Annotated in this window: 11 protein-coding genes; 9 read left to right on the forward strand and 2 right to left on the reverse strand. The window is 75.7% G+C overall.

Features of this window, described 5'->3' with window-relative positions:
* From ACWCYO_RS01715 to ACWCYO_RS01730, 4 genes are all read left to right on the forward strand, one after another.
* Positions 1 to 780 (forward strand): HAD-IIA family hydrolase, encoded by a 780-nt coding sequence (locus tag ACWCYO_RS01715; protein ID WP_449783014.1) that lies wholly within the window; start codon positions 1 to 3, stop codon positions 778 to 780.
* A gap of 72 nt (positions 781 to 852) precedes the next feature.
* Positions 853 to 1,317, forward strand: coding sequence for a hypothetical protein (locus ACWCYO_RS01720; protein WP_270140589.1), 465 nt, complete (start codon positions 853 to 855; stop codon positions 1,315 to 1,317).
* A 52-nt stretch (positions 1,318 to 1,369) separates the two neighbouring features.
* Positions 1,370 to 1,783 (forward strand): DUF6343 family protein, encoded by a 414-nt coding sequence (locus ACWCYO_RS01725; protein ID WP_270140591.1) that lies wholly within the window; start codon positions 1,370 to 1,372, stop codon positions 1,781 to 1,783.
* Between the two features lie 104 nt (positions 1,784 to 1,887).
* On the forward strand, positions 1,888 to 2,097 hold the full coding sequence (locus ACWCYO_RS01730) for a hypothetical protein (protein ID WP_449783015.1): 210 nt from the start codon (positions 1,888 to 1,890) through the stop codon (positions 2,095 to 2,097).
* Between the two features lie 306 nt (positions 2,098 to 2,403).
* Here the strand turns inward: ACWCYO_RS01730 and ACWCYO_RS01735 are convergent, their stop codons facing one another.
* Together ACWCYO_RS01735 and ACWCYO_RS01740 are read right to left on the reverse strand one after the other, a co-directional pair.
* Positions 2,404 to 6,951 (reverse strand): HAD-IC family P-type ATPase, encoded by a 4,548-nt coding sequence (locus ACWCYO_RS01735; protein ID WP_449783016.1) that lies wholly within the window; start codon positions 6,949 to 6,951, stop codon positions 2,404 to 2,406.
* 22 nt (positions 6,952 to 6,973) lie between these two features.
* On the reverse strand, positions 6,974 to 7,519 hold the full coding sequence (locus tag ACWCYO_RS01740) for a hypothetical protein (protein ID WP_449783017.1): 546 nt from the start codon (positions 7,517 to 7,519) through the stop codon (positions 6,974 to 6,976).
* Between the two features lie 313 nt (positions 7,520 to 7,832).
* Here ACWCYO_RS01740 and ACWCYO_RS01745 point away from each other — a divergent pair, with 313 nt between their 5' ends.
* The 5 genes from ACWCYO_RS01745 (at position 7,833) to ACWCYO_RS01765 (ending at position 12,953) form a co-directional block, all read left to right on the forward strand.
* Entirely contained in the window at positions 7,833 to 8,252 is a 420-nt protein-coding gene (locus ACWCYO_RS01745; protein ID WP_449783018.1) for a TOBE domain-containing protein, read from the forward strand.
* 212 nt (positions 8,253 to 8,464) lie between these two features.
* Positions 8,465 to 8,896, forward strand: coding sequence for a CBS domain-containing protein (locus ACWCYO_RS01750; RefSeq protein WP_449783019.1), 432 nt, complete (start codon positions 8,465 to 8,467; stop codon positions 8,894 to 8,896).
* Between the two features lie 40 nt (positions 8,897 to 8,936).
* Positions 8,937 to 10,907, forward strand: a complete 1,971-nt coding sequence (locus ACWCYO_RS01755) for an aconitate hydratase (RefSeq protein WP_449783020.1) — start codon at positions 8,937 to 8,939, stop codon at positions 10,905 to 10,907.
* Between the two features lie 38 nt (positions 10,908 to 10,945).
* A complete protein-coding gene (locus ACWCYO_RS01760) occupies positions 10,946 to 11,662 on the forward strand; it encodes a phosphoribosyltransferase (protein ID WP_449783021.1) in 717 nt (238 codons plus the stop codon).
* 136 nt (positions 11,663 to 11,798) lie between these two features.
* Positions 11,799 to 12,953: a hypothetical protein gene (locus ACWCYO_RS01765; RefSeq protein ID WP_449783022.1), complete on the forward strand. Its 1,155-nt coding sequence runs from the start codon at positions 11,799 to 11,801 to the stop codon at positions 12,951 to 12,953.
* Positions 12,954 to 12,966 lie beyond the last annotated feature (13 nt).

Here is a 12,966-nt window from a genome sequence, read left to right on the forward strand (position 1 = left end):
ATGGGACGACCCGAAGGCGTGCTGCTCGACATCGACGGCGTGCTCACGGTGGACTGGCAGCCGCTCCCCGGCGCCGTGGCCGCGCTGCGCCGGCTGCACGCCGACGGCCTGCCGTACGTACTGCTGACCAACACCACCTCCCGCACCCGCCAGTCGGTCGCCGAGACCCTCGCGGCCGCCGGGTTCCCGGTCACCGCCGAGTCCGTGCTCACCGCGCCCGCCGCCACCGCCGCCCGGCTGGCGGGCTCCCGCTGCCTGCTGCTCAACAGCGGCGACATCCGGGCGGACCTCGCCGACGTCGAGCTGGTCGACGACCCGGCCGAGGCCGAGGTGGTGCTGATCGGCGGCGCCGGTCCGGAGTTCGACTACCCGGCGCTCAACCGGGCCTTCACCGCTCTCCAGGGCGGTGCCCGACTGGTCGCGATGCACCGCAACGCCTACTGGCGGACGGCGGACGGGCTGCGGCTGGACGGCGGCGCCTTCGTCGCCGGTCTGGAGTACGCGGCCGGTGCGCGGGCCGAGGTGCTCGGCAAACCGGCCGAGGCCTTCTTCACCGGCGCGCTCGAACGACTGGCCGTCGGCGCGGGCGAGGCGCTGATGGTCGGCGACGACATCGAGTCCGATGTGCTCGCCGCCCAGCGCTACGGGATCACCGGCGTCCTGGTGCGCACCGGCAAGGCCGCCGCGGGCGCACCGCGCCGGGGCGACGGCGACCCGGACCACGTGCTCGACTCGGTGGCGGACCTGCCCGAGCTGCTGTCCCGGCTCCGGCGGGAATGAGCCCACCACGCGCCGAGGTGCGCCGCCCCGGCCGGCGTGCGTCCCTGGTCCTCGGACAGAACGGAGGAAGCGATGGGCCTGCCGCTGGTCCCCGGCCATGTGCTCGTACGCCTCACGGACGGTGCGCCCCAGGACGCCGACGCGGTCCTCGACGCCCTCGAGGTGGCCTTCCCCACCCACACCGGCCGGGGTCGCACCCGGATCGGCAACGTGTGGGACGTACCGCCCACCCTGACCTCGGAGGGCTCCTGGACGGTGGCCGAGGCGGGCCCGGACGGCACCTCGGCGATCCCCGTGCCCGGCCCGGCGGTGAGCACCTCGCAGGCCTTCGACGTCCAGAGCCCCGCCCCGCCGCCGGACCGACCGGCCCTGACGGGCGAGGCCACCGCGGAGTTGCTGGGTGCGCCCGAGCACGTCGAGACGATGCTGCGCGCGCTCACCGCGCTCTGCCGGGTGGACGAGGAGAACCGCGAGGAGCAGGGCCCGCAGCTGGCGGTCCGCCTCCGGCTCCGGTGTGCCGCCGCCGACGCCGGGTAGACGCGCGACGGCAGCAACCGGCTGGGCCGGCCGAACCGATCTGGGAGCCACGATGGCTGGACGACGCACGCGACGCGCGGCGAGTGAGCGCCACGACTTCCCGCACGCCCCGAGCGGCCCCGGCCGCACGATGCCCGAGCTGCGGCCCCAGGCGGGGGTGCGCCGGGGCACCGAACCGGTGAACGCCCGGACCGACCTCGAACTGCGGCGGCTGCTGTCCCGGATCTTCCTGGTGCTGTTCGTCTGCGGCACGGTGGCGTTCGCGGTGCTGGCCGCACTCGCCGCCCCGGGCCCGCCGCCGAACCGGGGCGTGTACGCCGTCCTCGCCGCCGTGTGCGCGGCCTTCGTCGGCATCAGCGCGCTCGACCTCACGGTGATCCGGCGCCGCCTGGCCGCCGGGCAGGGGCGCGACACCGTCGCACCATCCGATCGCGGTGACCACGGGCGGCCCCGACGGGGCTCGTGATCGACACCTCGTCGCCCGACCCCTTCGGCCGTGCGAACCCGTTGCGCTGATTCGGTGGCCGAAAGTGTCGGATTGGAAACGGTACGGGGGAACCGAGTCCCGGGATGCTCATCGCGCACCTGACGGCAACCGTCGCCGCGGCGCTGCGCGGCACGCTCGCGCTCCTCGCGCTGCTGCGCGGCGGGCCGGACACCGGCCGACGGGCCGCTGCCGTGTGCTCGGTGCCGGCAGCAGGTCGGCGGTGGCTGCCGCAGTGGACACCGTCGCGGCATGTGGTGATCAGGCGCGGCCCGCCGCTCGCACTGGCCGCCTGACCGGAGCGGAAACCCCGCCCGGTCGCGGCGCATCGGTTTCGACCGGCCGAGCAGCGCGCGGCCGTAGGCGCTCGACCTGCGGGATCAGCGGCGGCACGGCCGCCGAGGCCAGGCGGCCCACGTCGGTGGAGGAGTTCAGGGCGCCGGGGGGCGCATTCCCGCACGGCGTTGTCCGGCCCCTGGGTGGTGCCGACCGGGGAGGATCCGGTGGTGGGCGGACTGAACTCGGTGGTGGCGCCGGAGGTGGTGATCCGGCCGCCCGGGCGGCGCCCGGGCCGTGGCGGCTCGGCCCGCTCCCCACCGACGTCACGCCCTCGTGCCCCGAACGGCCGCCAGCGCCCGGGCCAGGGCCACCAGCAGCAGGCGCTCGACCTGCGGGATCAGCGGCGGCGCGGCCACGGCCACGGCGATCGAGGCCGCCACGCCCGCCCAGGCCACCGGGCCGAGCGGGGTGCAGCCGAAGAACCGGCTGACGCCGGGCGTCTGGACGATCACCGCCAGCGCGGCCGCCGAGCCCAGCACCGTCGCCAGCACCAGCGGGCTGCGCGCCCGCCCGGTCAGGGTCTGAGCCAGCTGGGCGCCGACGACGCCGCACAGGGCCATCGTGCTGGTGCGCCGGGCCGAGCCGGGGGTGGTGGTGCCGATGAGCCAGGCGGTGGTCGCGCCGACGGCGGTGACCAGGCCGCGGTGCCGGATCTGCCGGGCGAGCGGGGCGTCCAGGGCCGCGGTGCCGACCCGCCGGGTGCTCTCCCCGTTCGGCGGATCGTCCCGCGGCGTGACCGCGACGGCCATCGCCGGGAACATGTCGGTGAGCAGGTTGACCAGCAGGATCTGCCGGGTGGACATCGGGGCGCGCCCGGACAGCAGGGTGCCCAGCAGGGAGAAGCCGATCTCGCCGGCGTTGCCGCCGATCAGGATGGTGATGGCGTCCGCGACGCTGCGCCACAGCGCCCGGCCCTCGTCCACCGCGTCGGTCAGCACGGTCAGTTCGTCGTCGGTGATCACCAGATCGGCCGCGTTGCGGGCGGCCGCGGAGCCGCGGGCGGCGATCCCGATCCCGATGTCGGCGGAGCGGATGGCGGCGGCGTCGTTGGCGCCGTCCCCGACCATCGCCACCACCCGCCCGGACTCCCGCAGCGCCTCGACCACCAGCACCTTCTGCTCGGGGGCGACCCGGGCGACGACGTCACAGCCGCCCAGCGCCCGGGCGCGGCCGGTGCGGTCGAGGCCGGCCAGCTCGTCGCCGGTGGCCAGCTCGAGGTCCTCGGGCCAGCCGAGGGCGATGGCGACCGCGCGGGCCGTGGCCGGGTGGTCGCCGGTGAGCATGACGGGCCGCACCCCGGCCCGGCGCAGGCCCTCGACCAGCGCCGCGGACCCGGGGCGCGGGGTGTCGGCCAGGGCGACGAAGCCGACCAGTTCCAGCTCCTCCAGCGGGCCTTCGAGCACGTCGCCGGCGTCGTCGGGCAGCGGTCGCACCGCGACGGCGAGGACCCGCAGGCCGTCCGCGCCGAGCGCCGCCACCGTCGCGTCCGCGCGCTTCCCGGCGCCCGCGCAGGCCGGCAGCACGGCTTCGGGCGCGCCCTTCACCACCAGCAGGGCCCGGCCGTCGTCCGGCGTGCCGGTCGCGGCGGCGTAGCCGCGGCTGGCCTCGAACGGCAGCGTCTGGGCGGGCGTCCAGCCGAGGTCCTCCGGGGCGGCGGCGAGCACCGCCTCGTCGGTGGAGTGGGCGTGCACGGCCTCGCCGTCCTCGGCCGGCGGGCACGCGCGGGCCGCCGTCCGCAGCACCGCGGCCGCGGCGGGGTCGTCGGCCGGGTACCGGGTGCCGTCGGGCGTGGCGACGCGGGTCACCCGCAGCCGGTTCTCGGTCAGGGTGCCGGTCTTGTCGAAGCAGACGGTGTCCATCCGGCCGAGCGCCTCCAGCGCGCGCGGGGTGCGGACCAGCACGCCCTGGCGGCTGAGCCGGCGGGCCGCGGCCAGCTGGGCGACGGTGGCCACCAGCGGTAGGCCCTCCGGTACGGCGGCGACCGCGACGGCCAGCCCGCCCCGGACGGCCAGGCGCACCGGGCGCCCGCGCAGCACGGCCAGGCCCGCGACGGCCGCTCCGCCGAGCAGGGTGAACGGCAGGCTGCGGTCGGTCAGTTCGCGCAGCCGGGCCTGGACGCCCCCGGCGGGCGGGGTGCGGGCGGCGAGGTGCGCGGCCCGTCCGGCCTCGGTGTCCTCCCCCGTGCCGACCACGGCGGCCCGGGCGTGCCCGGCGACCACGGTGGTGCCCTCGAAGACCATGCAGCGGCGGTCGGCGACCGTGGCCTCCGGGGTGGCGTCCAGCTGTTTCGTGACCGGGAGGGACTCGCCGGTCAGCGCGGACTCGTCGACCTCCAGCTCGTCCAGCTCGATCAGTCGGGCGTCGGCGGGCACCACCTCGCCCGTGCTCAGCTCGATCACCTGACCGGGCCTGAGCTCGGTGGCGGCGACCGTACGGGTCCGCTCGCCGTCGACCACGGTGGCTCTCTGATGCTGTGTCACTTCCAGTGCGGACAGGGCCTGTTCGGAGCGCAGCCGCTGGACGGCGCCGATCAGCGCGTTCATCGCCAGGGCTCCGGCGACCAGTGCCGCGTCCACGGTCGAGCCCAGCAGGGCGGAGGCGGTCGCCCCGACGAGCAGGACCGGTGTCAGCGGATCGTCGAGTTCGGAGCGAACCGCGCCGACCAGCCGGCCCGCCGCGCCCAGCGCCGGGTGGGCGGCGAGTTGCCGGGCCCACAGTCCGCCGCGGCGCACCGGACGGCGGACGCCCTTGAGCCGGGCCAGCGCCTCCTTGGGCGCGAGCGCGTGCCAGGGAATGCGCGGCGGCGGGTGGGGCGCGCTGCGGGTGCCGACCCGCAGGGCGGCCCGCCAGCCCGAGACCAGGGCGGCGGCGGTCGCCACGTTCACCGGCGAGAGCCGGGCGGCGACCGGCAGGGTGCCGTGCGGCCGCCGGCCCCGGGTGACCACCAGGAGTCCGGACAGCGCGGCGCTCGCCTCGGCCAGGGTCTTGGAGTGGCGGGCGACGGTGCGGGCGGCGGGGATCGCGGCCAGCAGCCGCCAGACGGAGTCGAGCCCGTTCAGCAGGAGGAGGTCCGCGCCCCACACCACCGCGCTGTCCGCGTCGGTGACCGCGACCGCGAGGTCGCCGCGCAGCAGGCCGGCGAGCAGTTCGCGGGCACTGTCCGTCAACTCGGCGCGGTCCGTCGACTCGTTACGGCCCGTCAACTCTGCTCCGCCGCCCGCCGGAACGCGGGCGACGGTGAGCACCACCCGCCCTTCGCGCTGGAGTTGGCGCACCGCGTCGGCCAAGGACCGTTCATTGCCGAGGAGTTGGTCGGCCAGGGCGCCGAAGTCGCCGAGCGTGCCGTCGTCGGCCACCACGACGTGCAGCCCGGCGCGTCGGGCGGCGTCCAGCGCGGCCTCGGCGACCGGGGCGATCTCCCGTCCGACCAGGACGGTACCGACGTCCACGCCCCCGGCGGCGGCGACCAGCAGGCCCGTTCCGGCGTCCGGCCGGTCCAACTGGTCCGGCACCGGACGTAGTTCGAGTTCCGTGTCCGGGCGGTCCAGGGCCGCGACGGCGGCCTGCCACAGCCGGTCGTGGTCCCAGTCGGGCGCGGTGGGGTGGACCTCCAGGACCGTTCGGCCCGGGCCGCGCAGCGAGTCGGGGTGCAGCACCACGGTGTCGACCAGCTCCAGCCGGCGCAGCCGCTCCAGGTCGCGGACCAGGACGCCCTCGCGGGCGAGTACGGTGCCCAGCGCGGTGGTGAACGCGACCGGACCGTAGCGCGCGGCCTTCGGATTGCCCGCCACCAGCCCCTCGGCCGCCTCCGCCACGTTGCGGGTGAACAGCAGCGCCCCGGCCGCGCCGAGCAGGGTGCCGCCGACCGCCTGCTCCTCGAACTCCTCGTACGGCAGCGGGCGCAGTGCGGGCCGGGCGGTTCCGGTGCCCGCGAGGCTCAGCCGGCCGGGCGCGCAGACCGTGTCGTACGCGGCGTCGAAGGCGGCGGCTCCGGCGATCGTCTCCAGCAGCCGCCCGGTCCGCAGCACCGCGTCCAGGGCCAGCGCGCCGGGCGACTGCCCGATGCCGTAGGAAGCGGCGCCGGCCGCCGCCAGCACCAGGTCGGAGCCGGCGTCACCGAGGCGGCGGCGCAGCAGGGCGCGGACGTCCGGGTCCTCGCGGACCAGGGCGACCAGGGCGGTGGCCAGCCGGGGCCCGGTGCGCAGCGGAAGCACCCGTGCCCCGACGGCCGTGGTGAAGCCGACGGCGTCGCAGGCCAGGGCGAGCGTCTGGGCGCGGATGCTGCCGGTCCGCCCGGGGTGGGCGGTTTCCAGGACGTCCTCGTCGACCCGTTCCAGGCGCTGGCTAGCGGCGAGTTCGGTGGCCCGCTGCACCACCCGGTCGGTGGCCGCGTCCTGGGTCAGCTGCACCACCAGCCGGGCGAGGCCGCCGTCCCAGTAGGCGGCGATCACGTCCGGCCGGGTGGCCAGTCCCAGCGCCACCCGGCGGGCGGCCGCCTCGACGTTGCGCGCCGTGCCGGCGGCGCGGGGGCGCAGCGGCAGTTGGATCCGCGAGCCCGCGTGCCAGTAGCCCGTGCCCGTCTCGGCGGCGGCCCGGGCGACCCGGCCCATCCGGGCCGCCGTCCCGGCGGCCGACGTGGCGGTGCGGACGGTGGTGCGGACCGTGGTCCGGGCCCCGACCCGCCCAGCCGAGGCGGCCACCCGGGCGGCGACGCGGGCCGTGGGCACAGCGGAGCGTGCGAGGACCACCGGTACGGCCAGGGTCAGCCCGAGGCCCTTCGCCGGTAGTCGGGCGAGTCGGCGCAGCACCACGGCTCAGCCCCGATCTGCCGGGTCAGGCGGTCTTCCGCCGGGACGACCCGGCGGACGCGGTGGCGGTCGTACGACGGCGGCTCGGCGTCTTGCCGCCCGGCCGGGAGGCCTTCGACGCTTTCGACGCCTTGGACGCCGTCGACTTGGACGCCGTCGCCTTGGACGCCGTCGACGTCCGCGAAGTCCCGGCTGCGGACCCGGCCTTCGGCCTGCTCGACTTCGCCGTCCTGCTCTTCGCTGCGGACCGGCCCGCCCGGGCGGGTGCCGAGGCGGCCCCGGCACGGCTCCTCGGCCGCGTCTGGGTCAGCCAGACGGCGGCCGCACCGGCCGCGGCCACCGGCCACTCGACCACGCCCAGCACGCCGAGCAGCCCGGCGCCGGTGTAGGCGGCGATCCGGCGGGCCCGCGGTGACACCAGTCCGACGGTGTCGAGCACCCCGTCGACCATCCCGCCGACGGCCCCGGCTCCCGGCACGTGCCGCACGGCGGAGGCGGCGGACTCCACCGGGCGCAGCAGCAGGGCCGTGCCCGTCGACGAAGTAGATGATGTGGATCCCTGGTCGTTCATGGCCGTTTCCGATCCCTGCTCTCCGGCCCGCGGGCCTGCGCCGGTACGGGCACATCGACCCGCGGGTCCGCGTGTCCCACCCTTGCGTGTGCCCAGCATCGCCGGCTCAAACAACGGACACGGCGCTACCCGGCCGGCACCGGAGCCGTCGCAGCTGCGAGGGAAGAGCGGCCATTTCCCATGGAAACGCAATCGAATTCGCGGCAATTCACCTCGAATTCGCACCGCCAATCCTCTCCCGACCAATCCCGGTAGAGTAATCGGAGGAAACTCCGGAACCGCCGCAACCGATTCCTCGAGAGGTTGTCCGCGCATGAGCCTCAGCATTCGCAACCGGATCCCCGGCACCGTCACCTCGGTCACCACCGGCGAGGCCATGGCCACCGTCAAGGCCCGGCTTCAGGGCGGCCAGGTCATCACCGCCGCCGTCACCGCGGACGCCGTGAAGGATCTCGGCCTGGCCGAGGGCAGCGCGGTGCACGCGGTGGTCAAGTCCACCGAGGTCGCCCTCGCCACCGGCCCGGTGTCCGGGCTGAGCATCCGCAACCAGCTCCCCGGTACGGTCACCGACATCGCCACCGGCAACGCCATGGCGACGGTCAAGGTCTCGGTTCAGGGCGGCGAGCTGACCGCAGCCATCACCAAGGACGCCGTCACCGACCTCGGCCTCGCGGCGGGCACCGAGGTGGTGGCCCTGATCAAGTCGACCGAGGTGGCGCTCGCCACGGCCTGACACCTCGACGTCCCGCGGCGGCCGGAGGACTCCTTCCGGCCGCCGCGCCGTGCTGCGCTCCTGCGGCCGTCCCGGGCCGCGCCCCCGGATCCCGGCCTCCCGCACTTCACGCCCGGGACCGCGGAAGCGGTTTCCGGACTACGGCGCCGGGCAGACGCGCCTGCGCGGGGGACCGTACCGGGGGCCCGTACCCGATCGCCCTGGAGGACGTGATGAGCCGGAAGATCAAGGAGATCATGACGCCCGCACCGGTCACCGTGCCGCGGCTGGCCTCGGTGCGCGACGCGGCGCGCTGGATGCGCGACACCGCCATCGGGGACGTCCTGGTCTCCGACGACGTCTCGGGCGACGGCCGGCTCCTCGGCCTGGTGACCGACCGCGACCTGGTGGTCCGGGTGCTCGCCGCCGGCCTGGACCCGGACAGCACCAACGTCGGCGACGTCTGCAGCTCCCAGCTGGTCTCCGTCGCCCCGGACGACGACGTCGGGCACGCCGTCGACCTGATGCGCCGGCACGCCCTGCGCCGCCTGCCGGTGCTGGACGACGGCCGGGCGGTGGGTGTGGTCTCGATCGGCGACCTGGCGATGGAGCGGGACCCGGACTCCGCGCTCGCCGACATCAGCGCCGCCGACCCCAACAGCTGACCGCCCCCACACCAGCGGACCCGCCCGGAGGCCGAGGACCATGACCGAACCACTCGGCGTCGCCATGCAGCTGATCACCGACCACCTGCTGGAGGGCCGGCCCGTATCCGGCGAGGAGGTCGCCCTGCGGGTGGACCAGACGCTGTGCCAGGACGCCACCGGCACCCTGGTGATGCAGGAGCTCGACGCCCTCGGACTCGACCGGGTCCGCACCGAGCTCAGCGTGCAGTACGTCGACCACAACATCCTCCAGTCCGACGAGCGCAATGCCGAGGACCACCTCTTCCTGCGCTCGGCCGCCCACCGCTTCGGGCTCTGGTACTCCAAGCCGGGCAACGGCGTCTCCCACCCCGTCCACATGCAGCGCTTCGGCGTACCGGGGAAGACCCTGCTCGGCTCCGACTCCCACACCTGCGCCGGCGGGGCGCTCGGCATGCTCGCCATCGGCACCGGCGGGCTCGACGTCGCACTCGCCATGGCCGGCGAGCCGTACCGGCTCACCATGCCGCAGATCTGGGGCATCCGGCTGGTCGGACGGCTGCCGGACTGGGTGAGCGCCAAGGACGTGATCCTGGAGCTGTTGCGCCGCCACGGCGTCAAGGGCGCGTTGCACCGCGTCCTGGAGTACCACGGCCCGGGCCTGGAGCAGCTGACCGCGATGGACCGGCACGTGATCGCCAACATGGGCGCCGAACTGGGCGCCACCGCGAGCGTCTTCCCCGCCGACGACGCGGTCCGGGCCTTCCTCGCCGCCGAGGGCCGCGAGGAGGACTTCCGCCCGGTCACGGCCGAACCCGGCTGCCGCCACGACCTCACCGACCGGGTCGACCTCTCCGCCCTGGAACCGCTGGTCGCCCGGCCCAGCTCGCCCGGCAACGTCGTCCCGGTCAGCGAGGTGGCGGGCACCCCGGTCGGCCAGGTGGTGATCGGCTCCTCCGCCAACCCCGGCCTGCGCGACTTCGCCGTCGCCGCGGCCATGGTGCACGGGCGGCAGACCTCCGCCGAGCTCAGCTTCGACGTCAACCCCAGCTCCCGCGAGGTGCTGCAGGACCTGATGCGCACCGGCGCCGCCTTCGACCTGATCGCCGCCGGCGCGCGCATCCACCAGGCCGGCTGTCTTGGCTGCATCGGCATGGGCCAGGCCCCCGCCCCCGGCCGGAACTCGCTGCGGACCTTCCCGCGGAACTTCCCCGGCCGCTCCGGCACCCTGAACGACTCGGTGTGGCTCTGCTCGCCCGAGACCGCCGCCGCCTCCGCGCTGACCGGCCGGATCACCGACCCGCGCGCCTGGGCGCTGCGCGAGGGCGTGCAGCCGCCCGAGCTGGACCTGCCGGAGCGCGCCTGCGTCAACCGGCTGATGCTGGAGGCCCCGCTGCCGCCCGAGCGCGCCCGGACGGTCGAGCTGGTCCGCGGCCCCAACATCTCGGCGCTGCCCGATCTGGACCCGCTGCCGGACGAGCTGAGCGCGCCCGTGCTGCTGAAGACCGGTGACGACGTCTCCACCGACGAGATCTCCCCGGCCGGCGCCAAGGCCCTCCCGTACCGCTCCAACCTGCCGAAGCTCGCCGACTTCACCTTCACCCGGATCGACCCCGACTACCCGGCCCGGGCCCGGGAGAGCGGGACCCACCTGGTGGTGGCCGGGGACAACTACGGCCAGGGCTCCTCGCGCGAGCACGCCGCGATCACCCCGCGGCTGCTCGGGCTGCGCGCCGTCCTGGCGAAGTCGTACGCCCGGATCCACTGGCAGAACCTCGCCAACTTCGGTGTCCTCGCCCTGGAGTTCGCCGATCCCGCCGACTACGACCGGATCGAGCCCGGTGACCGGCTGACCCTGCCCGGGCTGCACCGGGCCCTCGCCGCGGACGCCGACGGGCACATCACCGCGCACAACACCACCCGGCACGAGGAGTACCGGCTCACCCACCGGCTGTCGCCGAGCCAGCGCCGGGCCGTCCTGGCGGGCGGGACCATCCCCGCCCTCGCCGGCACGGTACGGAGCGCGGCGTGAGGACCGCCCGCCAGGAGAGGGCCGAACCAGGAGAAGACATGCCCGTGAGATTCCTCGACCGAAGCACCGCCGGACACCAACTCGCCCAGGCGGTCCTCCCGTTCGTCGGCGACCGGACCGCCGGCCGGGTGGTCGTGCTCGGCCTGGCGCCCGGCGGACTGCCGGTGGCCGCGGAGATCGCCAAGGCCCTGGACGCCCCGCTCGACGTCGCGGTGGTCCGGCCGCTGAGCGTGCCCGGCCACGACCGCCCGGTGGGGGCGATCGCCGACGGCGACCCGCCGCTGTTCGACCGGGAGTCGCTGAAGACCCTCGGCGTCACCCCGGTCGAGGTCGGGGAGAGCGTCAAGCGCGAGCGCGCCGAGGTGCACCGCCGCGAGGCGCTCTACCGCGACGGCCGGGCTCCGCTGTGCCTGCGCGGGCGCACCGTCGTCCTGGTCTCGGACGGCCTCACCGACGCGCTCACCGCGCACACCGCCGTCCGCACCCTGCTCGGCGACCGCCCCGCGCGACTGGTCCTCGCGGCGCCGCTGTGCGACGCCCGGATCGCCGACGAGCTGCGCCGGGAGGTCGACGCCCTGGTCTGCCTCCACCTGCCCCGCTACGCCCACGCCGCCGGGCCCTGGTACGGCGAGTTCCACGAGGTCACCGACCGGGAGGCGGCCGTCCTGCTGCGCCGGCACGGACCGCACGACGGAGCCGCCCTCCCCGGCTCGGCCGAACGGACGTCCGGCCCGGAGAGGATGGCCGGCGGCTGACCGAGAGGAAGCAGCCGCTCCCTCCTGCCGACCCGCGCCCACACCGACGCCTCCCGGCACACCCGTACCACCTCGCACCGCCCCATCGGCCGAGGCCCCCGCGCCGGATGCGCCGACGGCTACCTAACTTGGAGTCATGAGAACTCACTCTTCGCGCCCGCCGGTCGCGCTCGCTTCCCGGACCAGGCGCTGGGCGCGGGTCGGCCTCGCCGCCACCGCCACGCTGCTGTTCGGCGCCACCGCCTCCGCCGGGGCCGTCGCCCAGCCCCCCTTCCTCGGTCCGCTGAACACCGTCTCCCAGATCGCCTCGACCGTCCCGGGCAACGGCGACGTGAACCCGTACGGCACCTTCACCGTCCGGCACACCGTCGGCAAGCTGCACCGCGGCAACGTCCTGGTCAGCAACTTCAACAACAAGCAGAACCAGCAGGGCACCGGCACCACCCTGGTGCAGGTGAGCCCGAACGGCACCACCAGACTGTTCGCCCAGATCGACCCGGCGAACCTGCCCGGTCCCTGCCCCGGCGGCGTCGGCCTCACCACCGCGCTGACCGTGCTGCCGGGCGGCTGGGTCGTGGTCGGCAGCCTGCCCACCTCGGACGGCACCTCCGCCACCGCCCAGGCCGGCTGCCTGCTGGTGCTGGACAGCAACGGCACGGTCCGCGAGACCATCGCCGGGGACGGCATCAACGGCCCCTGGGACATGACCGCCGTCAGCCACGGCGACACCGACGAGCTGTTCGTCACCAACGTGCTCAACGGCACGGTGGCCGGCAATGGGCACGAGGTCGACCAGGGCACCGTGCTGCGGATCACCCTGTGCCGCGAGGGCGACCAGCCGCCGCGGCGGATCGCGACCACCGTGATCGGCTCGGGCTTCGGCGAGCGGACCGACCCCGCCGCCCTGGTGATCGGCCCGACCGGCGTCGGCCTCGGCCACGACGACACGCTCTACGTGGCGGACACCCTCGGCAACCGGATCACCGCGATCCCCGACGCCGTCCACCGCAGCAGCGACGCCGGCACCGGCACCGTGGTCAGTACCGACGGCCACCTCCGCGGCCCGCTCGGCCTCGCCATCGCCCCCGGCGGCGACATCCTCACGGTGAACTCCGGGGACGGCAACATCGTCGAGACCACCCCGGCGGGCGACCAGGTCGCCGTCCGTACGCTCGACAGCAGTGGCAGCCCGCCGGGCGCGGGCGCGCTGTTCGGCCTCGCGGTGGACCTGGACCGGGACGCCGTCTACTTCGTCGACAACGCCACCAACTTCCTGGACGTCCTGCACTGACCGACGTGCCCGA

The sequence above is a fragment of the Kitasatospora sp. NPDC001683 genome, assembly GCF_053596495.1.

Excerpts from the sequence above, each read along its gene's own strand:
- ACWCYO_RS01720 (WP_270140589.1), top strand. The coding sequence starts at position 853 with ATGGGCCTGCCGCTGGTCCCCGGCCATGTGCTCGTACGCCTCACGGAC.
- ACWCYO_RS01730 (WP_449783015.1), top strand. The coding sequence starts at position 1,888 with ATGCTCATCGCGCACCTGACGGCAACCGTCGCCGCGGCGCTGCGCGGC.
- ACWCYO_RS01755 (WP_449783020.1), top strand. The coding sequence starts at position 8,937 with ATGACCGAACCACTCGGCGTCGCCATGCAGCTGATCACCGACCACCTG.
- ACWCYO_RS01750 (WP_449783019.1), top strand. The coding sequence starts at position 8,465 with ATGAGCCGGAAGATCAAGGAGATCATGACGCCCGCACCGGTCACCGTG.
- ACWCYO_RS01765 (WP_449783022.1), top strand. The coding sequence starts at position 11,799 with ATGAGAACTCACTCTTCGCGCCCGCCGGTCGCGCTCGCTTCCCGGACC.
- ACWCYO_RS01745 (WP_449783018.1), top strand. The coding sequence starts at position 7,833 with ATGAGCCTCAGCATTCGCAACCGGATCCCCGGCACCGTCACCTCGGTC.
- ACWCYO_RS01740 (WP_449783017.1), bottom strand. The coding sequence starts at position 7,519 with ATGAACGACCAGGGATCCACATCATCTACTTCGTCGACGGGCACGGCC.
- ACWCYO_RS01760 (WP_449783021.1), top strand. The coding sequence starts at position 10,946 with ATGCCCGTGAGATTCCTCGACCGAAGCACCGCCGGACACCAACTCGCC.
- ACWCYO_RS01715 (WP_449783014.1), top strand. The coding sequence starts at position 1 with ATGGGACGACCCGAAGGCGTGCTGCTCGACATCGACGGCGTGCTCACG.
- ACWCYO_RS01725 (WP_270140591.1), top strand. The coding sequence starts at position 1,370 with ATGGCTGGACGACGCACGCGACGCGCGGCGAGTGAGCGCCACGACTTC.